The sequence below is a fragment of the Mesorhizobium sp. IMUNJ 23033 genome (assembly GCF_044778005.1).
In the GTDB taxonomy this organism is placed as follows: domain Bacteria; phylum Pseudomonadota; class Alphaproteobacteria; order Rhizobiales; family Rhizobiaceae; genus Mesorhizobium; species Mesorhizobium amorphae_A.
The window spans coordinates 18,963-42,898 of record NZ_JBJACT010000012.1; the positions used below are offsets into that span (position 1 = coordinate 18,963).

General features: G+C 63.9%; 19 protein-coding genes. 10 read left to right on the forward strand and 9 right to left on the reverse strand.

Annotation, left to right across the window (positions count from 1 at the left end):
- Nucleotides 1–5: 5 nt before the first annotated feature.
- The 5 genes from ACFX5Q_RS14975 to ACFX5Q_RS14995 all read right to left on the reverse strand — a co-directional run bounded on the left by ACFX5Q_RS14975 (nt 6) and on the right by ACFX5Q_RS14995 (nt 7,047).
- The gene (locus tag ACFX5Q_RS14975) at nt 6–746 is read right to left on the reverse strand and encodes an NUDIX hydrolase (protein ID WP_404279111.1); all 741 of its coding nucleotides are present in this window, start codon (nt 744–746) and stop codon (nt 6–8) included.
- A 168-nt stretch (nt 747–914) separates the two neighbouring features.
- Complete coding sequence (locus ACFX5Q_RS14980; protein ID WP_404279385.1) at nt 915–1,349, reverse strand: DUF983 domain-containing protein; 435 nt, start codon at nt 1,347–1,349, stop codon at nt 915–917.
- Between the two features lie 17 nt (nt 1,350–1,366).
- Entirely contained in the window at nt 1,367–3,673 is a 2,307-nt protein-coding gene (rnr, locus tag ACFX5Q_RS14985; RefSeq protein ID WP_404279113.1) for a ribonuclease R, read from the reverse strand.
- A gap of 6 nt (nt 3,674–3,679) precedes the next feature.
- Nucleotides 3,680–6,286: a type I DNA topoisomerase gene (gene topA / locus ACFX5Q_RS14990; protein ID WP_404279115.1), complete on the reverse strand. Its 2,607-nt coding sequence runs from the start codon at nt 6,284–6,286 to the stop codon at nt 3,680–3,682.
- A gap of 383 nt (nt 6,287–6,669) precedes the next feature.
- Complete coding sequence (locus ACFX5Q_RS14995; protein WP_040582653.1) at nt 6,670–7,047, reverse strand: lipoprotein; 378 nt, start codon at nt 7,045–7,047, stop codon at nt 6,670–6,672.
- Nucleotides 7,048–7,229: 182 nt separating this feature from the next.
- On the opposite strand from ACFX5Q_RS14995, the gene ACFX5Q_RS15000 reads away from it, so the two are divergent.
- The 6 genes from ACFX5Q_RS15000 (at nt 7,230) to ACFX5Q_RS15025 (ending at nt 13,088) form a co-directional block, all read left to right on the forward strand.
- Nucleotides 7,230–7,976, forward strand: a complete 747-nt coding sequence (locus ACFX5Q_RS15000; RefSeq protein WP_404279117.1) for a cytochrome c biogenesis CcdA family protein — start codon at nt 7,230–7,232, stop codon at nt 7,974–7,976.
- 160 nt (nt 7,977–8,136) lie between these two features.
- Nucleotides 8,137–9,495, forward strand: a complete 1,359-nt coding sequence (gene glmU / locus ACFX5Q_RS15005; RefSeq protein ID WP_404279119.1) for a bifunctional UDP-N-acetylglucosamine diphosphorylase/glucosamine-1-phosphate N-acetyltransferase GlmU — start codon at nt 8,137–8,139, stop codon at nt 9,493–9,495.
- A gap of 187 nt (nt 9,496–9,682) precedes the next feature.
- Complete coding sequence (gene glmS / locus ACFX5Q_RS15010) at nt 9,683–11,506, forward strand: glutamine--fructose-6-phosphate transaminase (isomerizing) (protein WP_404279121.1); 1,824 nt, start codon at nt 9,683–9,685, stop codon at nt 11,504–11,506.
- 125 nt (nt 11,507–11,631) lie between these two features.
- On the forward strand, nt 11,632–11,913 hold the full coding sequence (locus ACFX5Q_RS15015; RefSeq protein WP_404279387.1) for a type II toxin-antitoxin system RelE/ParE family toxin: 282 nt from the start codon (nt 11,632–11,634) through the stop codon (nt 11,911–11,913).
- A 36-nt stretch (nt 11,914–11,949) separates the two neighbouring features.
- Entirely contained in the window at nt 11,950–12,249 is a 300-nt protein-coding gene (locus ACFX5Q_RS15020; protein WP_404279123.1) for a HigA family addiction module antitoxin, read from the forward strand.
- 107 nt (nt 12,250–12,356) lie between these two features.
- Entirely contained in the window at nt 12,357–13,088 is a 732-nt protein-coding gene (locus ACFX5Q_RS15025) for a DUF502 domain-containing protein (protein WP_404279388.1), read from the forward strand.
- Here the strand turns inward: ACFX5Q_RS15025 and recG are convergent.
- Nucleotides 13,040–15,148 carry an ATP-dependent DNA helicase RecG gene (recG, locus tag ACFX5Q_RS15030; RefSeq protein ID WP_404279125.1) on the reverse strand — a complete coding sequence of 703 codons (2,109 nt, stop codon included), beginning with the start codon at nt 15,146–15,148 and terminating at the stop codon, nt 13,040–13,042. The two genes, ACFX5Q_RS15025 and recG, sit on opposite strands and share 49 nt — an antisense overlap.
- A gap of 92 nt (nt 15,149–15,240) precedes the next feature.
- On the opposite strand from recG, the gene ACFX5Q_RS15035 reads away from it, so the two are divergent.
- From ACFX5Q_RS15035 to ACFX5Q_RS15050, 4 genes are all read left to right on the forward strand, one after another.
- Nucleotides 15,241–15,528, forward strand: a complete 288-nt coding sequence (locus ACFX5Q_RS15035; RefSeq protein ID WP_404279128.1) for a succinate dehydrogenase assembly factor 2 — start codon at nt 15,241–15,243, stop codon at nt 15,526–15,528.
- Nucleotides 15,529–15,541: 13 nt separating this feature from the next.
- Nucleotides 15,542–19,033, forward strand: a complete 3,492-nt coding sequence (gene mfd, locus ACFX5Q_RS15040) for a transcription-repair coupling factor (RefSeq protein WP_404279130.1) — start codon at nt 15,542–15,544, stop codon at nt 19,031–19,033.
- 148 nt (nt 19,034–19,181) lie between these two features.
- Nucleotides 19,182–20,555: a class II 3-deoxy-7-phosphoheptulonate synthase gene (locus ACFX5Q_RS15045; RefSeq protein WP_065518317.1), complete on the forward strand. Its 1,374-nt coding sequence runs from the start codon at nt 19,182–19,184 to the stop codon at nt 20,553–20,555.
- A 191-nt stretch (nt 20,556–20,746) separates the two neighbouring features.
- A complete protein-coding gene (locus ACFX5Q_RS15050; RefSeq protein WP_404279390.1) occupies nt 20,747–21,451 on the forward strand; it encodes a hypothetical protein in 705 nt (234 codons plus the stop codon).
- Here ACFX5Q_RS15050 and ACFX5Q_RS15055 read toward each other — a convergent pair.
- The 3 genes from ACFX5Q_RS15055 to ACFX5Q_RS15065 form a co-directional block, all read right to left on the reverse strand.
- On the reverse strand, nt 21,448–22,218 hold the full coding sequence (locus ACFX5Q_RS15055) for an RES family NAD+ phosphorylase (protein WP_404279133.1): 771 nt from the start codon (nt 22,216–22,218) through the stop codon (nt 21,448–21,450). The two genes, ACFX5Q_RS15050 and ACFX5Q_RS15055, sit on opposite strands and share 4 nt — an antisense overlap.
- Nucleotides 22,178–22,555 carry an antitoxin Xre/MbcA/ParS toxin-binding domain-containing protein gene (locus ACFX5Q_RS15060; protein ID WP_404279135.1) on the reverse strand — a complete coding sequence of 126 codons (378 nt, stop codon included), beginning with the start codon at nt 22,553–22,555 and terminating at the stop codon, nt 22,178–22,180. Before ACFX5Q_RS15060 ends, ACFX5Q_RS15055 begins: the two co-directional genes overlap by 41 nt.
- A gap of 86 nt (nt 22,556–22,641) precedes the next feature.
- Nucleotides 22,642–23,712 (reverse strand): GGDEF domain-containing protein, encoded by a 1,071-nt coding sequence (locus ACFX5Q_RS15065; protein ID WP_404279138.1) that lies wholly within the window; start codon nt 23,710–23,712, stop codon nt 22,642–22,644.
- Nucleotides 23,713–23,936: the final 224 nt, after the last annotated feature.

Here is a 23,936-nt window from a genome sequence, read left to right on the forward strand (position 1 = left end):
ATTACCTATAGAATTTCGCGGATGAAGCGGTTGCGGACAAGCCGGTAGAGGGGCACGGAGCCGCCCGGACGCAGCAGCGGATCGTCGGCGAGCCGCCTTTCCAGCTCCTCCAGGATCATGCGGGTGATGTCGGGTATGTCTGCCTGCCTGGCCTTGGCCAGCGGCAGCCAGACCAGCTCCTCCAACTCATTGGTCGGACCGCCGCCCGGAAGCTCAACCGCCACGTTGCCGCGCCAGGCGCTGAAGAAGCGGGTGTCGAAACGGCGTACCCGGTTTGGCGGCGTGATCGCCCGCGCGATGAAACGCAGCGGCTCCAGCGAGGGCATCACACCGTGTTTGGCAAAGCCTTGCCAATCACGACTGGTCGTCGCGAAGGTGCCTTTGCGGCCGATGAGCAGGCCGGCTTCCTCGTAGGTCTCGCGGATCGCCGACAGCGCAATGGCGCGGGCGCGTGCCACGCTCGTGCGGCCAAGGCCGGTGGTCAAATTGGCTTGTTCCTCCGAGTGGAGCCCTGCTGCGACGGGAATGCGGCTGTCGGCTGGATCCGTGCGGCCGCCGGGAAAGACGAATTTCCCGGGCATGAAGGCATGACCGGCATGGCGGCGGCCCATCAGCACCTGGATGTCATCGCCCTTGCGGTCGAGCAGAATCAGCGTCGCGGCGTCGCGCGGACGCAACGCCCGGGCCTGTGGCAATGCAACACTCCGCTCAACCTTGTCGATGTCGGCCTTGGTCATCCCGTCCATACGCTCGACCTGATGCATGTCGTCCAGAAGGTTCGGGGACCAACGACCTGCACGGAAATAAGATCTGAAGCGTGTCGCGTGAACCCGTTCATACGCGACGCGCTTTAGCGGAAACTTGTCTTGTGCGAAAGTGGCGTTCAGCCATCGCCGATTGCACCAGCCGCGACTTCAAGCCTCGGGGTGAGACTCGATGACATCCTTTTCGCCGCCGAAGCCGTGCATATAGAGCGCCCATTGCAGGCCGATGACGGCGCCCTTGACCGGCTGTAAGAGCACCACCGCGAGCAGGATGGTCAGCGGCACCCAGATGGCGATGTGCTGCCAGGTGGAGAGGGTGGAGGTTGCCTCGACGCCCATGAAGGCGCCAAGCACGATATGGCCGACGATGACGATCACCAGATAGGCGGGCAGGTCGTCGGCACGGTGGTGATGCAGTTCCTCGCCGCAATGGTCGCATTTGTCGACGGACTTGGTGAAGCCGCGAAACAGCTTGCCTTCGCCGCAATGCGGGCAGCGGCCGAGCAGGCCGCGCTTCATCGCTGTCCACAGCGGTCGTGCGACCCGGCCCGAATGAAGTTCGCCGCCGAAAACCTGGTCTTCCATCTGCAACTGTCTTGCCATCATCGTCTCCTGCCGCGCGTGCCCGGACGCGATTGCGACGCGCGGGCGCGGCCCTTGGCCTTGTGGAACGACCGTTTGGAACCGGGCAGCGGCTTCGGGTCGGTCAGCATCTCGAAACGCATCGCGCCGGCCATCGGCGCCACCTCGACCAGGCGAACCTCGACGCGGTCGGCAAGCTGATAACCCTTGCCGGTGCGCTCTCCGAACAGCGATCGAGCGGTTTCGTCGTAGATATAGTAATCGCCGTCCAGACTTGACACCGGGATAAAGCCATCCGCGCCGTACTGCGGCAATTGGACAAATAGTCCCGATTTGGTGACGCCGGAGATGCGCGCGTCGAAGCGGTCGTCGATGCGTTCGGCCAGATAGGCCGCGACCAGCCGGTCGACCGTGTCGCGTTCGGCCGCCATGGCGCGGCGCTCGGTGCCGGAGATCAGCACGGAAACATCTTCCAGCCGGTCTGCCTCATTCTGTGTCAGGCCGCCCGCGCCGAGGTCGAGTGCGGCAATCAGCCCGCGATGCACGATCAGGTCGGCATAGCGGCGGATCGGCGAGGTGAAATGCGCGTAGCGTTTCAGGTTAAGGCCGAAATGGCCGATATTCTTCGGCGAATATTCGGCCTGGCTCTGCGAGCGCAGCACCACTTCGTTGACCAGCCCCTCATTGTCGGCGCCGCTGACGCGCTCGAGGATGCCGTTGAACTGGGCCGGGCGCATCTGGGTGCCGCGCGCCAGCGACAGGCCGAGCGTCTGCAGGAATTCGCGCAGCGATTCCTGCTTGGCCAGCGAAGGCGCATCGTGGATGCGGTAGACCAGCGCCTGGCGCTTGGCCTCCAGCGTTTCGGCGGCCGCGACATTGGCCTGGATCATGAACTCTTCGATGAGCCTGTGGGCGTCGAGCCGCTCCGGCACGACGACGCGGTCGACGGTGCCGTCCTCCTTCAGCAGGATCTTGCGCTCCGGCAGGTCGAGTTCCAACGGCTGGCGGGAATCGCGACCGCGCTTGAGGATGGCATAAGCGTCCCATAGCGGCTTCAGCACCGCGTCGAGGATCGGGCCGGTCTTGTCGTCAGGCATGCCGTCGATGGCCGCCTGCGCCTGCGGGTAGGCGAGTTTCGCCGCCGACTTCATCATGACACGGTGGAAGGAATGCCTGACTTTGCGGCCGTCGGCGGAAAAGGTCATGCGCACCGCAAGCGCCGGGCGATCCTGGCCCTCGCGCAGCGAGCAAAGGTCGTTGGAGATGCGTTCGGGCAGCATCGGCACGACGCGGTCGGGGAAATAGACCGAATTGCCGCGCTTCAGCGCCTCGCGGTCGAGCGCGGTGCCATAGCGGACGTAAGCCGCGACATCGGCGATCGCCACGGTGACGACCACGCCGCCGGGGTTCTTGTCGTCGGTGTCGGGCGTGGCGAACACCGCATCGTCATGGTCCTTGGCGTCGGCCGGATCGATGGTGACAAGCGGCAGGTCGCGCCAGTCCTCGCGGTGATCAAGCGTCGCCGGCTTCACGGCCTCGGATTCGGCGATTACGTCGGCCGGAAAGATATGCGGAATATCGTGGGCATGGATGGCGATCATCGAGACCGCCTTCTCGCTGGTCAGCGAGCCCAGCACCGTCAGGACTTTCGCGCGCGGCAGCCCGTAGCGGGAGGCGCGCGCCGGCTCGACCTCGACCAGGTCGCCGTTCTTGGCGCCGTTCTGGAATTCCTTGTCGACGACCAGTTCGGGCTGGCGCCGTTCCACCGGCTCGATCCGGAAGGTTCCGTCCTTCAGCACACGAAAAACGCCGAGCACGGCATCCGTGCGTTTCTCGAAGATCTTCATCACCCGGCCGGTATAGGCGGGGCCTGTCGCATCGTCGGTGGGGAAGGTCTTGGCCAGCACGCGGTCACCGATGCCCGGCGCCGGACCATTGCCGCCGCGCGAGACGCGGATCGAGACGACCGGCGGCTCGCCGTTGCCGATAGGCTCGGCCGGGTGCGCCAGCAGCACGCCGTCGCCATCGCGGCCAAAAATGTCGAGCACCGCGACATGGGGCAGGGCGCCGACGCGGGCGAGCCGCTTGCGCTCCTTGGTCAGGATGCCTTCGTCCTGCAGGTCGCGCAGCATGTCCTTCAGCCAGATGCGGTCCTCGCCGCGCAGCGCGAACGCCTTGGCGATGTCGCGCTTGCCGGCGCGGTCCGGGTTTTCGGCGATGTAGCGCAGGATCTCGTCGCGTGAGGGGCGGTAGTCGTCCTTCACCTTGGCGCGGGTATCGGCGGTGCGCGGATCGCCGTGGCTTCGTCCGGAGATCCTGCGCGCCACGGCCTGCTATCCCTTTTTCTTCGCCGCCGGCTTTTTGGCGGCCGCGGGCTTCGCCCCCGCCGCCTTGCGGAACGGCTTCTTGCCGCCGCCGCCCTTGGCTTCCTTCTCGGCAATCAGCGCCAGCGCGTCCTCGATGGTCACCGATTGCGGGTCCTTGCCCTTGGGCAGCGTCGCGTTGACCTTGCCGAAATTGACGTAGGGCCCGTATTTGCCGTCGCGCACGACGATCTTGCCGCCGCCATCGGGGTGATCGCCAAGCTCCTTCAGCGCGGCGGGGGTGCCGCCATTGCGGCCGTTCTTGCCCTTCAGCTGCTTCTCGGCGATCACCGACACGGCGCGGTTGAGGCCGATCGAGAACACGTCCTCGATGCTTTCGAGATTGGCGTAGGTGCCGTCATGCAGCACGAACGGTCCGTAGCGGCCGAGCCCTGCCGAAATCATCTTGCCGCTCTCCGGATGCTTGCCGACGTCGCGCGGCAGCGCCAAGAGGGCGAGCGCCTTTTCGTGGTCGATTGTATCGACCGTCCAGCCCTTGGGCAGGCTGGAGCGCTTGGCTTCCTTGCCATCGCCGCGCTGGATGTAGGGGCCGAAGCGACCGCTACGCAGCGTGATCTCCTCAGCCGTGTAGGGGTCCTTGCCCAGCACCTTGGTGCCGTCGTCGCCATTGCCGTTCTCGCCATTGGGGTTGGCGGCGTCGCCGAGCTGGCGGGTGAACGAGCATTCCGGATAGTTCGAGCAGCCGACGAAGGCGCCGAATTTGCCGAGCTTGAGCGACAGATTGCCGGTGCCGCATTTCGGGCAGATGCGGGGGTTCGAGCCGTCTTCCCGCGCCGGGAACACCAGTGGCGCCAGCTCTTCGTTCAGCGCATCGAGAACATCAGTGACGCGCAGTTCCTTGATGTCGGCGACGGCGCCGGAAAAATCCTTCCAGAAGTCGCGCAGCACATCCTTCCAGGCGAGCTTGCCGTCGGAGATCTCGTCGAGCTTTTCCTCGAGCGAGGCGGTGAAATCATATTCGACATAGCGCTCGAAGAAGCTTTCGAGGAAGGCCGACAACAGCCGGCCCTTGGCCTGCGGCACCAGCTTGCGCTTGTCGATCTCGACGTAATCGCGGTCCTCGAGCGTCTTCAGGATCGCCGTGTAGGTGGACGGGCGGCCGATGCCGAGCTCTTCCAGCTTCTTGATCAGTGAGGCTTCCGAATAGCGCGGCGGCGGCTCGGTGGTGTGCTGGGTGGCGTTGATCGCCTGGCGCGCAAGCTGTTCGCCGGCACGGATCTCGGGCAGGCGGCGGCTTTCCTCGTCCTCCGCGTCCTCGTCCTTCTGGTCGGTGTAGGCGGCGATGAAACCGTCGAAGCGAACGACCGAACCGACGGCGCGAAGCTCGGCGGTGCGAGCGCCGTTGACCGCTTCGATCTCGACCGTGGTGCGCTCGATCTCGGCCGGCTGCATCTGGCTGGCGATGGCGCGCTTCCAGATCAGCTCGTAGAGCCGCGCCTGGTCGGCATCGAGATACTGCCGGACCGAAGCCGGCGTGCGCATGAAATCGGTCGGTCGGATCGCCTCGTGCGCTTCCTGGGCGTTCTTGGCCTTGGTCGTGTAAAAGCGCGGCTTTTCCGGCAGGTATTTTGCGCCGAATTCCTTGGCGATCGCATCGCGCGCGGCGTCGATCGCCTCCGGCGCCATCTGCACGCCGTCGGTTCGCATATAGGTGATCAGGCCGGCGGCCTCGCCGCCGATGTCCATGCCTTCATAGAGGCGCTGCGCCACCTGCATGGTGCGGCTGGCGGAAAAGCCGAGGCCAGAGGAGGCCGCCTGCTGCAGCGTCGAGGTGGTGAAGGGCGGGCCCGGATTGCGCTTGGTCGGCTTTGCCTCGACCGATACCGCCTTGAAGGCAGCGCCTTCGAGCATCGCCTTGATGTCGTCGGCCTGCGCCTTGTTGGCGATGTCGAGTTTTTGCAGCTTCTTGCGCTCGAAGGCGGTGAGCCGTGCTTCGAAATTCTCGTTGCGCGGCGTGCCGAGAATGGCGGCGATCTGCCAGTATTCCTCGCGGATGAAGCGCTCGATCTCGGATTCGCGGTCGCAGACCAGGCGCAGCGCCACCGACTGGACGCGGCCGGCCGAGCGGGCGCCGGGCAGCTTGCGCCACAGCACCGGCGACAGCGTGAAGCCGACGAGATAGTCCAGCGCCCGGCGGGCGAGATAGGCATCGACCAGTGGCGCGTCGATCTGGCGCGGATTGGCCATGGCTTCCAGCACCGAGGACTTGGTGATGGCGTTGAAGACGACGCGGCTGACCGGCTTGTCCTTCAGCGCGCGCTTCTGCTTCAGCACTTCCAGCACATGCCAGGAGATCGCTTCGCCTTCGCGGTCCGGGTCGGTGGCGAGGATCAGGCCGTCGGCATCCTTGACCGCCTTGGCGATGTCGGCCAAGCGCTTGCCCGATGCGGTATCGACGGCCCAGGACATGGCGAAATCCTCGTCCGGGCGCACCGAGCCGTCCTTGGCCGGCAGATCGCGGACATGGCCGAACGAGGCCAGAACCTTGTAGTTCTTGCCGAGGTATTTGTTGATTGTCTTTGCCTTGGCCGGCGATTCGACGACGACGACGTCCATGAGGTCTCATATCAGCTGTGGGGCGGCAGAAGAATTCCGCTGCGCGACGCGTTCTTTTCGTCGCTCACATGGCCGCGCTTTTGCAATCGGTCAAGGGGAAGTGGCCAAATTGCGAGGACGTCCGCAGCAATACACTCTTAGAGTGTATGGGGAACATCACAGAATTTCGGGGAAGGCCGTTCATGCTTCGAGCGACCCGAAACGACTCGGAGATACGTCGCCAGCGACCATGCAAATCCGGCCCAGTGCCGCATCTGAGCAGGCGCAATGGCCTGCATTGTGAAACCGGCCGCCAGGCGAATGGAGGGTGCCCGGCGACCAGTCGACGTCCCGCTAGCGGCAGCACACTGTCCGCCAGCAGGCAGGACGCTGCATTGGGAACGTCAGTCGGCCTTGACGACGTGCCAGACTTCGCCGACGCCGTCACCGGTCATGTCGCCGGCTTTCTTGTCCTTGATGAAGGTGTAGACCGGCTTGCCCTCATAGGCCCACATCTTGGTGCCGTCGGTGCGGTCGACGACTGTCCATTCACCGTCGGCTTTCGCGTCGGCCTCGGCCTTCAGCGGCGGCCAGTTGGTGGCGCATTTGTCGTAGCAGTTGGTCTTGCCCTTCTCGTCCTTGTCGTAGGTATAAAGCGTCATGCCGTTGGCATCGGTGTAGATCTTGGTGCCACCGACATCGGCTTCCTTCCACGCCTCGGCAGCGAAGGATGCGGCGGTGCTGAGCAAAAGCGCGGCCAGCCCGGCTGTGATCGTTTTCATGGAAATCTCCCTGAGTGATCCGAAAAGGCGCGCGGGAAATCGCGGCCTTGTCTGTTCAACGTGTCCGGCTGCCCGTTTCTTCCCCGTCTGTCGCTGCAGGCAGTGCGGCTTGCCACAAAATGGTGATTGGTGGACAAGGCGGTGCGTCGCTATATGCGCGCCAGCATTGTTGGAGCTACGGAATGGCATTGGACATCGGCTATGTCAGCGCGGTTGGGGCGGGGGCGATCTCGTTCCTGTCGCCTTGCGTGCTGCCGCTGGTGCCGCCCTATCTCTGCTACATGGCCGGCGTGTCGGTCGACGACTTTCGCGGCGATGCCGGCGCCACGGCCAGGGCCGGCGCGCGTGGTGCGTTGATTGCGTCCTCGATCGCCTTCGTGCTCGGCTTCTCCACCGTGTTCGTCGCGCTCGGCGCCGGCGCCTCGACCATCGGTCATTGGCTACGCATCTGGCAGGAGCAGCTGGCGATGGCCGCCGGCGTGCTGATCATCCTGATGGGGCTGAATTTCCTCGGCATATTGCGCATCCCGCTTCTGTCGCGCGAGGCGCGCTTCCAGTCGCAAGGCAAGCCGGCCAGCCTGATTGCCGCCTATGTCATGGGGCTGGCCTTCGCTTTCGGCTGGACACCCTGCATCGGTCCGGTGCTGGGACCGATCCTGACGCTGGCCGGCGGCCGCGAGACGGTCGGTGAGGGCGCGCTGCTGCTCGCTGCCTATTCGCTCGGGCTGGGCATCCCGTTCCTGATCGCAGCCCTGTTTTCCTCGGCCTTCATGCGCTTCCTTGGCAAATTCCGCGTCCATCTCGGCCGCGTCGAAAAGGCGATCGGCGCACTACTGGTTGTCGCGGGGGTGTTTTTCCTGACCGGCGGGGTACAGAGCGCGTCGTATTGGCTCCTGGAGAACTTCCCAGCCCTGGGGCAATTGGGATAGGCGTCCCGATACAAGCCCGGGCTGTCGTACAGAACTTTAGGCCCGCTGATTAAGAGTCAGCTGCTCCGCCATCTCACCGGAATTTAACCGCATTGGTGCAGCATGGCGCCAATGCTAGATAGTTTCGATTCCTGATCCCTTTTCATACGGTTGCCCATTCATGAGCCAGAGATCCTGCCTGTCCGTCATCCTCGCCGCCGGCGAAGGCACGCGCATGAAGAGCGCGCTGCCGAAGGTGCTGCATCAGATCGCCGGCCTGCCGATGGTTGCCCATGTGGTGAAGGCGGCCGAAGCCGCCGGCGCTGGGGATCAGGCGCTGGTGATCGGCCATGGCGCGGACGAGATGCGGAAGGCGGCGACCAAGTTTGCGCCGAAGGCAGAGACTTTTGTGCAGGAAAAGCGCTTGGGCACCGCGCATGCCGTGCTGGCTGCGCGCGACGCGATATCAAGGGGTTACGACGATGTCCTCGTAATGTTCGGCGACACGCCGTTGATCGATCCGGACGCGCTCACCGTGGGACGGTTGAAACTGGCCGAAGGTGCTGGCGTCGTTGTGATCGGTTTCCGCACGGCCAACCCGACCGGCTATGGCCGCCTGATCGAAAAGGGCGGCAAGCTGGTCGCAATCCGCGAGGAGAAGGACTGCTCCGACGAGGAGAAAAAGATTACCTTCTGCAATGGCGGGCTGATGGCGGTGGCCGGCAGCCAGGCGCTGAAGCTGCTCGAAGCGGTTGGCAACAAGAACGCCAAGGGCGAATACTACCTGACCGATATCGTCGAGATCGCCAGCGGCCAAGGGCTCGATGTCATCGCCACTGAGGCCAGTTTCGAGAACGCGCTCGGCATCAACAACCGCGCCGAACTTGCCGAAGCCGAAGGCATCTGGCAGCGGCGCCGGCGGCGCGAGACGATGCTGTCGGGAGTGACGCTGATATCGCCCGAGACAGTTTTCTTCTCGCACGATACCGAGATCGGCGCCGACACGGTCGTCGAACCCAATGTCTGGTTCGGGCTAGGCGTGAAGATCGCCACGGGCGCCAAGATCCATGCCTTCAGCCATATCGAGGGCGCCACCGTCGCCTCGAACTGCGATGTCGGGCCGTTCGCGCGGCTGCGGCCGGGTGCCGATCTCAAGCAGAAGGCCAAGGTCGGCAATTTCTGCGAGGTCAAGCAGGCTGTCATCGAGGAGGGCGCCAAGGTCAACCATCTGACCTATATCGGCGATGCGAGGGTTGGAGCGGGCGCCAATATCGGCGCCGGCACCATCACCTGCAATTATGACGGCTATTCGAAATTCTTCACCGACATCGGCGAGGGCGCCTTCATCGGTTCGAACTCCTCGCTGGTGGCGCCGGTCACGATCGGCAACGGCGGCTACATCGCCTCGGGCAGTGTGATTACCGAAAGCGTGCCGGATGACGCGCTGGCCTTCGGCCGCGCCCGTCAGAAAACGATTCCAGGCAAGGGCAAGGAATTGCGCGAGCGTTTTGCTTCGGCGGCTGCGGCGAAGAAAAAGTGAATATTGGCAGGCCAAGCGCCTGAAAAACCGAACGATTGCAGTAACCGGATTGCAAGAGCGGTCTGGCATGGTGCATTGCGAGCAGGACCGTTCCGCTGACACGGAACGAAACGCAAAGTGACTTTTACGGCAGGCCGGCAATCCCTAGATAGCGCTGGGTTTCTGCAAGGAATCGGGGGCAAGCGCCATGTGCGGTATCGTCGGAATTGTCGGCCAACAGCAGGTCGCGCCGCTCATCGTCGATGCGCTGAAACGGCTCGAATACCGCGGCTATGACTCGGCCGGCGTCGCCACCATCGAACATGGCGAGCTTGGCCGCAGGCGCGCCGAAGGCAAGCTGGTCAATCTCGAACGCCTGCTGAAGAGCGAGCCGCTCGACGGTACGATCGGCATCGGCCACACGCGCTGGGCGACGCATGGCGTGCCGAATGAGACCAACGCGCATCCGCATTTTTCCGACGGCGTCGCCATCGTCCACAACGGCATCATCGAGAACTTCGCCGAATTGCGCGACGAACTGATCCGCGACGGCTATTCTTTCTCGTCGCAGACCGACACCGAGGTCGTCGCGCACCTGGTGGCGCGCGAACTGGCCAAGGGGCTGAAGCCGGTCGAGGCCGCGCACCAGGCGCTGAAGCGGCTGGACGGCGCCTTCGCGCTGGCGATCATGTTCAGGGGTGACGAGGACCTCATCGTCGGCGCCCGCAACGGCCCGCCCTTGGCCGTCGGCCATGGCGACGGCGAGATGTTTTTGGGCTCCGACGCCATCGCGCTGGCGCCCTTCACCAATTCGATCACCTATCTGGAAGACGGCGACTGGGCTGTCGTGCGCCGCAATGAGGTCGCCATTTTCGACATGGACGGCAACAAGGTCGACCGCAAGCGCCAGCAGTCGCTGTCGACCAGCTTCATGGTCGACAAGGGCAACCGCCGGCACTTCATGGAAAAGGAAATCCATGAGCAGCCGGAAGTGATCTCGCACACGCTGGCGCATTATGTGGATTTCGTCTCCGGCGTCTCCAAGCCGCTCGAGCTGCCCTTCGATTTCGCCAAGATCGGCCGGCTGGCGATCTCGGCCTGCGGCACCGCCTATCTCGCCGGCTTGATCAGCAAATACTGGTTCGAGCGTTATGCGCGGCTGCCGGTCGACATCGATGTCGCCTCGGAATTCCGCTACCGCGAGATGCCGCTGTCGGCCAACGACGCCGCTTTCTTCATCTCGCAGTCGGGCGAGACCGCCGACACGCTGGCGTCGCTGCGCTACTGCCGCAAGGCCGGCATGAAGATCGGTGCTGTCGTCAATGTGCGCGAATCGACCATGGCGCGCGAATCCGACGTGGTGCTGCCGACGCTGGCCGGCCCCGAGATTGGCGTCGCCTCGACCAAGGCGTTCACTTGCCAGCTTTCGGTGCTGGCTTCACTTGCGGTACGCGCCGGCGTGGCGCGCGGAACGATTTCGCGTGAGCAGGAAAAGACGCTGGTGCGCGAGCTGTCGGAAGCGCCGCGCTACGCCAACCAGGTGCTGAAGCTCGACGGGCAGATCGAACGAATCGCGCGCGAACTCTCGCGCTACAAGGACGTGCTTTATCTCGGCCGCGACACCAATTTTCCGCTGGCTATGGAAGGCGCGCTGAAGCTCAAGGAAATCTCCTATATCCACGCCGAGGGCTATGCCGCCGGCGAGCTGAAGCATGGGCCGATCGCGCTGATCGACGAGAACATGCCGGTCATCGTCATCGCGCCGCATGACCGCATCTTCGAAAAGACCGTGTCGAACATGCAGGAAGTGGCGGCGCGCGGCGGCAAGATCATCCTGATCACCGACAGCAAGGGCGCGGCGCAGGCCAGCGTTAAGACGATGGAGACGATCATCCTGCCCGACGTGCCGGAAATCATCTCGCCGATCATCTACGCGCTGCCGATCCAGATGCTCGCCTACTTCACCGCCGTGTTCATGGGTACCGACGTCGACCAGCCGCGCAATCTGGCGAAATCGGTGACGGTGGAATAGGCCGGGGTCAAGTCTTGACTGCCGCCCGAATGGTCCCAAACAGCTTGGTTTGTATCAGTTGTTGATACGTTTCCCCTTGCATGGTGCATTGTATCAATCTATGATACAAATCTTGGGGGATGGCATTGATCGTTTCGTTTAGGGGCAAAGCGGTCGAGGCTGTTGCCGAAGGCAAGGCGCCGAAAGGCTTTCCACCAGATTTGGTTGCTCGTGGTGAACGCCGCCTCAGGGCAATCGACAATGCAGCTCAACTGAATGACCTTCGATCGCCACCTGGAAATCATCTCGAAGCCCTGAAAGGAAGCAGGACCGGGCAACATTCTATTCGCATCAACGATCAATGGCGCATCTGCTTCAGGTGGACGGCCGCCGGGGCTGAAGATGTGGAGATCGTTGACTACCATTGAGTGGGCGCTTGCCCCGACCCTGGAGGTCCTTGAACTATGCTCAAGTTTGCACGTCCGATTCATCCGGGAGAATATCTGCGCGAGGAATATCTCGTCCCGCTCGGCATGAGTCCCGGTGCGCTCGCGAGGAGGCTCAACCTTCCCCGCACCCGCATCGAGCGTATCGTCAAGGAGGAGGTTGGCCTGACTCCCGATTCGGCGCTTCGCCTTGCCAGATTCTTCAACACCACGCCCGAATTCTGGATGAATTTTCAGCAGGCCTATGAACTTGAAACCGAGGCGAAAAAACTCGCGCCGGAGCTTGAGAAGATCGCGCCTCTGGACGCAGCTGCGTAAACAGCCTTTTAAAAACTTCGCAATTCCAAACCGCCTTGCGGTTCACTAATGTCGCGTTGCAATCAGCGCGCTGCGGTGAACCCATGAACGCTCCCAAGACCTCAGGCATGACCCGGCTGCGGAATTATTTCCTGACCGGCTTCATCGTCTGCGCACCTCTGGCCATCACCGCCTATATCGCCTGGTCGTTCATCGGCTGGGTCGATTCCTGGGTGAAACCCTATATTCCGGCACGCTACAGCCCGGACACCTATCTGCCGGTCCCGGTTCCGGGCTTTGGCCTGATCGTTGCCTTGATCCTGATCACGCTGATCGGCTTCATGACGGCCAACATCGTCGGCCGCGCCATCGTCAACTTCGGCGAGCGCTTGCTCGGTCGCATGCCCCTGGTGCGCGGCATCTACGGTTCGCTGAAGCAGATTTTCCAAACGGTGCTGTCGAACAAGGGCGACATGTTCCACCAGGTCGGGCTGGTCGAATATCCGCGCAAGGGGGTCTGGTCGCTGGTGTTCGTCGCCAGCGAGAAGGAAACCGAGATCAACCAGAAGCTCGACCAGGAAGGCGACCCGCTGATCGCGGTGTTCATGCCGTGCACGCCGAACCCGACCACCGGCTTCCTGATGTATGTGCTGAAATCCGACATCGTGCTGCTCGACATGACGATCGAAGACGGCGCCAAGCTGATCGTGTCGGCCGGGCTTGTGGCACCTGAGGTGAAGGCCAAGATCGTGACCGTCAATGGAGAGCGGATCGATGGCCCGCTTGCCAATCCGCCTGTCGGCGCCGGGCCTCAGCCGGCGCGGAGCAGACGCACGGCCTCGTCGCGGCCGAACAGATAGAGCAATAGCCGAAGCGCCGAACCGCGCTCGGACTGCAATTCCGGATCGCGCGACAGGACCAGCCTTGCGTCGTCGCGTGCGGCTTCGAGCAGATCGGCATGCGCCTCGATGCGCGCCACCTGGAAGCCCGGCGTGCCGGACTGGCGGGTGCCCAGCAACTCGCCTTCGCCGCGCAGCTTCAGATCCTCCTCTGCGATGCGGAACCCGTCCTCGGTCTCGCGCATCACCGACAGCCGGCGTTTTGCCGTCTCGCCCAGCGGATCCTTGTAGAGCAGCACGCAGGATGACGGCTTGCCGCCGCGCCCGACCCGGCCGCGCAGCTGGTGCAGTTGCGCAAGGCCGAAGCGCTCGGCATGCTCGATGACCATGATCGTCGCGTCCGGCACGTCGACGCCGACCTCGATGACTGTGGTGGCGATCAGGATGCGCGTCTCGCCCTGCTTGAAGGCACGCATCGCCTCGTCCTTCTCTGTGCCCTTCATACGTCCGTGCACCAGCCCGATCCTGTCGCCGAATAGCGGCTTCAGCGAAGCGAAACGATCCTCGGCCGACATCAGCTTGATCTCTTCGGATTCCTCGACCAGCGGACAGATCCAGTAGATTTTCTGACCGTCGGTGACGGCATCGAGCATACGGCCAACCAGTTCGTCCAGCCTTTCGAGCGGCAAGGTCACGGTGCGGATCGGCTGGCGGCCGACCGGCTTTTCGGTCAGTTTCGAGACATCCATGTCGCCGAAGGCGGTCAGCACCAAAGTGCGCGGGATCGGCGTCGCCGTCATCACCAGCATGTCGGGCGCATCGCCCTTGGCGGTGATGGCAAGCCGCTGGTGGACACCGAAACGGTGCTGCTCGTCGACCACGGCGAAGACGAGGTCATGGAAAGTCACGGTTTCCTGGAACAGCGCATGGGTGCCGACAACGATGTCGATTTCTCCGTTTGCAAGACCGGCGAGCGTGTCGGTGCGCTCGCGGCCCTTTTCGCGGCCGGTGAGGATGGCGATGCGTAGGCCGGCCTTTTCCGCCAAAGGCGTGATCGTCGCAAGATGCTGGCGGGCCAGGATTTCGGTCGGCGCCATCAGCGCCGCCTGGCCGCCGGCCTCGACGGCGCGCGCCATGGCGAGCAGCGCGACCACCGTCTTGCCGGAGCCGACGTCGCCTTGCAGCAGACGCAGCATGCGTTCTGGGTCGGCGAGATCGGCGTTGATTTCGGCGAGCGCGAATTCTTGGCTACCAGTCAGTGAATAGGGCAGGGCCGCGCGCAGTTTTTCGACGATACGGCCGTCGCCAATCAGCGGGCGGCCGGACAGGCGGCGCACCTTTGCCCGCACCAGCGCCAGCGACACCTGGCCGGCCAGCAGTTCATCATAGGCAAGCCGCCGCCACGCTGCCCCCTCGATGGCGACGTCGATCGGGTCGGCCGGATTGTGGATGCGGGTGAGCGCATCGCCGAAGGCCGGAAAAGTCTGGCGGCGCATGAAGGCGCCGTCCTGCCATTCCGGCAGCTCCGGCAGCCGGCCGAGAGCCTGGCCGATCGCGCGGCGCAGCACCTTTCCCGACAGGCCGGCGGTCAACGGATAGACAGGCTCGACCAGGGGCAGGGCTTCGGCGTCACTGGCGAGCGCGATATGATCGGGGTGAACCATGGTCGGGCGGCCGTTGAACCATTCCATGCGGCCGGAGACGACGACATGCTCGCCCACGGGCATGGCCTTTTCGAGATAGGCGGCATGGGCATGGAAGAACGTCAGGCCGATTTCGCCGGTCTCGTCATGGGCATAGACCCGGTAGGGCACCGACCTGTTGCCGCGCTGTGGCGGCTGGTGGCGGTCGATGCGCACTTCGAGCGTGACGATGGCGCCTGCCGGTGCGAGCGCAATGCCCGGCCGGTTGCGGCGGTCGATCACCGTGTGGGGCAAGACGAACAAGAGGTCGCCGGCGCGGGCGGCGCGGTCGCCGAGATCGGCAGTGACCACCTTCTCGATCAGTGTGCCGACTTTCGGCCCAACACCGGCAAGCGAGGTGATTGGGACGAACAGCGGATCGAGGAGGGAAGGACGCATGATGTCAGCTTATGTCGCGACGGCCATTGCGCAAGGCTGACACCGCCCTCTATCCACGCTATATGCGCCGCTTCAGACAGGGATGCGGCACGATGACCGGAACGAAACGATCAAGCGAGGGGCTCGATGCCCGCCGCCGCAAGCTTCTGTTCCGCTCCTGGCATCGCGGCATGCGCGAGATGGATCTTATCCTCGGCACCTTCGCCGATGCCGAAATCGGCGCCTTGACCGGCGACGAAATCGACCAATATGAGAGGCTCCTCGACATCCCCGACACCGAATTCCTGCCTCTGATTACCGGCGAACGCGCGGTTCCGCCCGATATCGATTGTGCCGTGCTGCAAAAGATCCTGGCGTCGCGCCGGACCATGACATTCTGAACGACGTGATTTCATGAGCCTCATTCCCACAATCGGCCTGCCGAAAGGCCGCGCCGGCCAGTTCATCGTCGACGGCGTCGCCGACGGCTACGAGGCCTTCGCGCTGGTGCAGACAGTGCACGAGATCGCGCCCGACAAGCCGGTGCTGTTCGTGGCGCGCGACGGTCAGCGCCTGCCGGCGATCATCGAGGCGCTGGCCTTTGCCGCGCCCGGCCTGCCGGTGCTGGAATTGCCGGCTTGGGATTGTTTGCCTTACGACCGCGTCTCGCCGGGTTCCGATGCCGCCGCCAAGCGGCTCGACGCGCTGACGGCAATGATCGCGCTGGCGAGGCAACCGCACCGCGCTGTCATTCTCACCACCGCCAACGCGCTGCTGCAGCGCATTCCGCCGGCTGATCTGGTCGAGGCGCAGACCTTCCATGCCAAGCCGGGCAACCAGATCGATATGAACGCGCTGATCGCGCGGCTGGAGACATCGGGTTTCGAGCGGGTGCCGACGGTGCGCGGCGTCGGCGAGTTCGCGGTGCGCGGCGGCATTCTCGACCTTTTCGCGCCCGGCTGGACGGAAGCGCTGCGGCTCGATTTCTTCGGCGACACGCTGGAATCGATCCGCGTCTTCGACGCCGCCACGCAGCGCACCACCGGCCAGCGCAAGTCGATGGCGCTGCAGGCGATGAGCGAAGTGGCGCTGACGCCCGAGACCATCAGCCGTTTCCGACGCGCCTATATCGAGGCCTTTGGCGCGCCGCAGCGCGATGACGGGCTCTATGCGGCGGTCAGCGAGGGCCGGCGCTTCGCCGGCATGGAACATTGGCTGCCGTTGTTCTATGAGCGGCTGGAGACGGTGTTCGACTATCTGCCGGATACTCCCATCGTCTTCGACCATCTGGCGCATGAGGCACTCGCCGAACGCCACACGCTGATCCTCGACCATTACGAGGCGCGTAGGAAACAGGCCGACGGCGCGCTGAAGGACGCCGTGCCCTACAAGCCGGTGGCGCCGGACCTGCTCTATCTCTCGCCGGAAAACCTCGTCGCCTCGCTGGGTCCGCGCGAAGCCATCGACTTCACCGCCTTCGACGCGCCGGATGCGGGGGCCAGAAAGGTCTTCCACGCCGGCTCGCGCCATGGCCGCAGCTTCGTCGAGGAGCGCGCCGACCCCAACGTCAATGTCTTCGACGTCGTCGTGAAGCATATCGCCGACGAGCGCGCCGCACGCCGCCGCGTCGTCATTGCCGGCTGGACCGAAGGCTCGCTCGACCGGCTTGGCCAGATCCTGGCCGAACATCATCTCGGCAGTCTCGTGCCGGTGGCGACGCTTGCCGAAGCGGACAAGCTCGAGCCGGGGCAGGCAGCACTTGCCGTGCTGCCGCTGGAATCCGGCTTCGAGACGGAAAAACTGGTCGTCGTCGCCGAGCAGGACATTCTGGGCGACCGCCTGATCCGGCGCTCGAAGCGCAAGAAGCGTGCTTCCGACTTCATCGCCGAGGCCTCGTCCTTGTCTGCCGGCGACATCGTCGTCCACACCGATCACGGCATTGGCCGTTTCATCGGCCTGCGCACCATCGAGGCCGTCGGCGCGCCGCATGACTGCCTCGAAATCCACTATGCCGGCGACGACCGGCTGTTCCTGCCAGTGGAGAACATCGAGCTTCTGTCGCGCTACGGCTCGGATTCGACTGAGGCGACGCTGGACAAGCTCGGTGGCGGCGCCTGGCAGTCGCGCAAGGCGCGGCTGAAGCGGCGGCTGCTCGATATGGCCGGGCAGTTGATCCGCATCGCCGCCGAGCGGCAGATGCGCTCGGCGCCGTCGCTGGTGCCGGCGGATGGCCTCTATGGCGAGTTCTCCGCGCGCTTTCCCTATGAGGAAACCGACGACCAGCAGACGGCGATCGATTCCGTCATGGACGATCTCGGCGCCGGCAAGCCGATGGACCGGCTGATCTGCGGCGATGTCGGTTTCGGCAAGACGGAAGTGGCGCTGCGCGCCGCCTTCATCGCGGCTATGGAGGGTTTTCAGGTCGCGGTCGTGGTGCCGACGACGCTGCTATCACGCCAGCATTTCAAAACTTTCTCGCAGCGCTTCTCCGGCCTGCCGATCCGCGTCGCCCAGGCCTCTCGGCTGGTCGTGGCCAAGGAACTTGCCGAAACCAAGAAGGGTATCGCCGAGGGCACGGTCGATATCGTCGTCGGCACGCATGCGCTGCTCGGGTCCGCGATCTCGTTCAAGAATCTCGGCCTGCTGATCATCGACGAGGAGCAGCACTTCGGCGTCAAGCACAAGGAGCGGCTGAAGGATCTCAAGACCGATGTGCACGTGCTGACGCTGTCGGCGACGCCAATCCCGCGCACGCTGCAATTGGCGCTGACCGGCGTGCGCGAACTGTCGCTGATCGCGACGCCGCCGGTCGACCGCATGGCGGTGCGCACCTTCATCTCGCCTTTCGACCCGCTGGTCATCCGCGAGACGCTGCTGCGCGAGCGCTACCGCGGCGGCCATTCCTTCTATGTTGTTCCGCGCATCAGCGATCTCGCCGAAATCCATGATTTCCTGCGTGAATCTGTGCCCGAGCTGAAGGTCGCGGTGGCCCATGGCCAGATGCCGCCGGGCGAGCTCGACGACATCATGAACGCCTTCTACGACGGCCAGTACGATGTGCTTTTGTCGACCACCATCATCGAGTCCGGTCTGGACATCCCGACCGCGAACACGCTGATCATCCATCGCGCCGACATGTTCGGCCTGTCGCAGCTCTACCAGCTGCGCGGCCGCGTCGGCCGCTCCAAGGTGCGCGCCTACGCGCTGTTCACGCTGCCGGCCAACCGCAAGCTGACCGACACCGCCGAGCGCCGGCTGAAGGTGCTGCAGTCGCTGGATACGCTGGGCGCCGGTTTCCAGCTCGCCAGCCACGACCTCGATATCAGGGGCGCCGGCAATCTGCTCGGCGAAGAGCAATCCGGCCACATCAAGGAGGTCGGCTTCGAGCTCTACCAGCAGATGCTGGAAGAGGCTGTCGCCGAAGTGAAGGATTCCGGCGAGGTGCAGGATGGCGGCTGGTCGCCGCAGATCGCCGTCGGCACGGCGGTGATGATCCCGGAGGGCTATGTGCCGGACCTGCAGCTCAGGCTGGCGCTCTATCGCCGCCTCGGCGACCTCGAAAACACCGAGGAGATCGGCGCCTTCGGCGCCGAACTGATCGACCGCTTCGGACCGCTGCCCGAGGAGGTGAAGCATCTCCTGAAGATCGTCTTCATCAAGGCGCTCTGCCGCAAGGCCAATGTCGAGAAGCTCGATGCGGGCCCCAAGGGCGTCGTCATTCACTTCCGCAAGCGCGAATTCCCCAACCCGGTCGGATTGGTCAAGTTCATCGGCGAGCAGGGCTCGCTGGCCAAAATCCGGCCCGACCACAGCGTCGTCTTCATCCGCGACTGGCCGAACGCCGAAAAGCGGCTGGCCGGGTCAGCGGTGGTGATGACGCAGCTGGCGCGGCTGGTGGCAGCGTAGCAAGGCTGCTCGGGGCGTCTGGCGCATTCGCCAGCGCTGAAATTCCAGTCTAGAATACGAAATCGGCTTCGTGTATGGAGCCGCCACCCCCTTATGGGGCTGGAAGAGCGGCGAGGATGCCGGCTGGAAAGAGCGTTTGGGTGCAACGATGACGAAATGGTCGCCGAATTCGTGGAGGGCAAAGCCGATCAAGCAGGTTCCTGCTTATCCGGACCTTGCCGCGCTGAAGAACACGGAAGCCCAGCTCGCCACCTTTCCGCCGCTGGTTTTTGCCGGTGAGGCGCGCAAGCTGAAGAAGCAGCTTGCAGCTGTCGCAGCCGGTGACGCATTCCTTCTCCAGGGCGGCGACTGCGCCGAGAGTTTTGCCGAGCATGGCGCGGACAATATCCGCGACTTCTTCCGTGTCTTCCTGCAAATGTCGGTGGTGCTGACCTTCGCCGGCGCGCAGCCGGTGGTGAAGGTCGGCCGCGTTGCCGGCCAGTTCGCCAAGCCGCGCTCGTCCGACAACGAGACCAAGGGCGAGGTGACGCTGCCCAGCTACCGCGGCGACATCATCAATGGCATCGAGTTCGACGCCAAGTCGCGCATTCCCGATCCCGCTCGCCAGGAGATGGCGTACCGCCAGTCGGCGGCGACGCTCAACCTTTTGCGCGCCTTCGCGCAGGGCGGCTATGCCAGCCTGGAGAACGTGCATAGCTGGATGCTGGGCTTCGTCTCCGACAGCCCGCAAGGCGAAAAGTACGAGTCGCTGGCGAACCGCATCACCGAGACGATGGATTTCATGCGCGCGGTTGGCATCACCTCCGAAACCAATTTCGCGCTGCGCGAGACGGATTTCTACACCAGCCACGAGGCGCTGCTGCTCGGCTATGAGGAGGCGCTGACCCGCGTCGATTCGACCTCGGGCGACTGGTACGCCACGTCGGGCCACATGATCTGGATCGGCGACCGCACCCGCCAGCCCGACCATGCGCATGTCGAATACTGCCGCGGCATCAAGAACCCGCTCGGCCTCAAATGCGGCCCGTCGTTGACGCCGGACGGATTGCTGGAACTGATCGACCTGCTCAATCCGGAGAACGAGCCGGGCCGGCTGACGCTGATCGCGCGCTTCGGCTCGGACAAGGTTGCCGACCATCTGCCGAAGCTGGTGCGGGCGGTGCAGAAGGAAGGCCGCAGCGTGGTGTGGTCGTCGGATCCGATGCACGGCAACACCATCGAGGCCGCCGGCTACAAGACGCGGCCGTTCGACCGCATTCTCAAGGAGGTGCAGACTTTCTTCGAGGTGCACCGCGCCGAGGGCACGCATCCGGGCGGCATCCATGTCGAGATGACCGGCAAGAACGTCACCGAATGCACGGGTGGCGCCCGCGCCATCACCGCCGAGGAATTGCAGGATCGCTACCACACCCATTGCGACCCGCGCCTCAACGCCGACCAAGCGATCGAGTTGGCTTTCCTGGTCTCGGACCTGCTCAAGAAGAGCCATCCGGTCCAGCACAAGCAGGCCGCCAACGGCTGAACCATTTCCGACCTGAGTTGGTTGATCAAAAGCGCTGGAGAAATCCGGCGCTTTTTTGTTTCGCGGCGATGTATGACGGGCCGCGATCACATCAGCGCTTACGAAAATGTGTTCTCACACGACCATCGCAAAACCAAGATTGAGGCGGAACGCACGGCAAACTCCGAGCCCTCTCGATGCGATCCAGCACCATGCGCCACGAGCATGCCATCATTCACCACCGCGCACTCGACTTCTGGTCGGCGCGCGCCGCGGTCCTCGTCATCATCTGTCTGCAGCTTCTGGTCATCAACGATCTTTCGTTCGGCCCGCGGTGGCTGGCGCCCTCGATCGAAGGGACGCTCCTCGTGCCTCTCTCGATCGCGACGGCCTGGACGCAAATGGCAACCCAGAGGGCTGTCGAGCACGATCACTGGTACACGATCGGCCGGTTTCGGCTTTTCATCCGCCGGACGGCCCTGGTCATGACCGGCGTCATCAGCATCATGAATTGCGGAGCGCTGGTTTTCCTGGTGCGCGCGCTGCTGGCAGGCCATGCCGGCTCCGGAACGACGCTGCTTGTCGATGCGCTGAACATCTGGGTCACCAACGTCATCGTCTTTGCGCTGTGGTTCTGGAGCACCGACCGAGGCGGTCCGCCGACCTGCGGCCTGGTCAAGCGCGCGCAGGCCGACTTCCTGTTTCCGCAAATGACGCTGACCGATCGTGAAATCCGTGGCTGGCTGCCCGGCTTCGTCGACTATGTGTTCCTGGCATTCACCAATGCGACGGCGTTCTCGCCGACCGACACTTTGCCGCTGTCCCAGCGTGCCAAGCTGTTGATGATGGCGGAGGCGATGATCTCGCTGCTGACGATCGCGCTGGTCGCCGCGCGGGCCGTCAACATACTGGCTTAGCGCCTTCCGCGTTCCCAGCGCAGGCCGGCAAGCCTCGGGTCGGAAAAAGCCGTACTGGAGAACTCGATCCGCTTTTCCGGGAATTCGCAGATCGCCTGCACGCCGAAGGCGCCGAGGCGGATGCGCCAGGTCTGCGGCTCCAGCGGCTTTGCCTTGGCAAAACCCTTGCACGTCAAAAGCGCGATGTTGGCGCCTTTCGGGTCGCGCGCCGAGCGGTAGCGAATCGCCTGCAGCCCGGCCTCGCGCGCGACATCGGCGATTGCCTGGCAAGCGCTGTAGTCGGTCGGATGCGTCCATACGGCCTGGTCGCGATCGAGCGGCGGTCGTGTCAGGTCGATGGCGTTGGCACATTTGATGGCGGCGGCGAAGGCGGTGTAGTCGGCGGCGTCGCGCGGCCAGGGTGTATCAGGGGATTCGGCGAAGAACAGCAACCGGTAGAACGCCATTTCGGCGACCGCCGTCAGCATCGTCTCGGCGGCATAGTAGACGCCCAGGGTCCTGCCGGAGCGGCGGAAGCGCGAGCCGTGCGGGTAGACCGAACCGTAGCGGAAAGGCGTCGCCAGCAGATAATGGAGATGCCGGCATTCCAGCGGGATCTGCGGCTTGGTCTCCTCGATCAGGTCCTCGAGCAGGGTCTGTTCGTCAAGCGTGTCGACGACCTTCAAGGTCGAGACGCGGTGCTGCGCCTCGACCATGCGCCAGTACTTGCCGTCGAGTGGAATGGCCTCAGACGAGAGCGCGGCGGGAGTCCAGGTAGGCGATGACATCGACGAGCCCTGAAATTGTCTGGATTTTCTCGACTGGCGCGCCGTCGAAGGCCGTGTTGGCATTCTTCAGCCATGCCCGGGCGATCGTCTCGTCACCGCCGACAATGGCGTCGAGCGAACGGAACAGGCGGACGAACAGCACCGCAAGCTCGAATGGCTTGGTGCCGCGCTCCAGCAGGAATTCCTGTTTGCGCATGCGGGAAACCGTGGCTTCCGAGACGCCGATGATCGACGCCAGTATCCTGGCGGTGACGTCGAGCAATTCAGCGGCGCGCAGCGTGGCCTTGGTCAGGACCGCGTTCTCGGCTGCGCCAGCAGCGATTTGAGGCTGTATCATGGGCGTATTTCCATTTCTATGGAAAACATAGGTCACAAAAATTCACATGGAAAGGTGGCGGCAACAATTTTTCTGCCCGCGGCGCCTCAGTCCTTCTTGTAGAGCAGCCAGCTCTTGCCGGCGCGACCGGCCACCGCCGAATGGCGGGTCACGCGGTTGCGCCCACTTACTTTCGAGCGATAGAGCGCCCGGTCGGCTTTGGTATAGAGATCCTCAGGGCTTTCAGCCTCGGATGCCATGCAGATGCCCATCGACACCGTCACGGTGCCATAATTGGTGCCGGTCTGGCTGCTGGTGAACGGCGTCTGCTCGATCAGCAAGCGTATGCGCTCGGCGATCTCGTAGGTGGTGTCCTCGCTGGCGCCTTCGACGATCAGCGCGAACTCCTCGCCGCCGGTGCGGGCCACGAACATGTCGCCGCGGAGGCTGGTCTGGAGGATCTCGGCGATGATCTGGATGATCCTGTCGCCGACCGGGTGTCCGTAGCGGTCGTTGATGTCCTTGAAGCGGTCGATATCGGCAAGGATCAGGGCATTGAACAGGATGCCCTTGTTGCTGTTGTAGATCTTGGTGATTTCCTTGTCGAAGGCGCGGCGGTTCCAGATATGGGTCAGGGGATCGGTGTCGGCGAGGCGCTTGTACTCCTCGAGCTTCGACTTGACGCTCTCGAGTTCGGCGGTCTTGTCGCTGAGCGTGCTCGCCACCTGCCTGCCATGGTCGATCGTCGAGTTGGTGGCCGCCGACATGGCGCCGACGATCTTCTGCAGCAAATCCTGGGAAAGCAGGCTGCGGTTGCTCAGTCCGCTCGACGTCTCGTTGAGGATCCTGCCGTATTTTTCGATATGGGTGCGTTCGCTTCTGAGCAGTGAGGCGATGTCCTCGAGTTCCTTGGCGATGACGTCCCGGGCGTGCTCGACGATGCCCGGACCGTGATGCTGGGCAAAGAAGGTGCGCCCGATGCGGTCGAGATCTTCCTGCGTCGGCCGGTTGCTCAGCGAGACCACGGCGAGGCTGAGCTCATGGTTGCTGCCGCTCAGCGCCTCGTAGAAGATCTCGTAGTTGCGCGGCAGGCCCAGCACGCCAAGCTGGCGCATGGTTGCCACGACGGTGCTAGCAATGTCGGTGTTCCTGTCGGTCGGGGCGGCTGCCGGCTGCATGTTCTGTTCACTCTACCCCTAAGAGCCACCGCAGACCTGCGAGTGCCGGACGTCGCCGATGCGGGGAGTGCGACCGAAATTCCAGACATGCGAAGAGATGCGTCCCCAAATCACGACCTCCGCTTGCAGGAACAATAGATGCGGGCGCGCTAAAGTTTCCTTAATGCGCTGCATTGCAACGCATTTTCCTCTACCTCAGGATGCAAGAGGTTCTTAGTGACCAG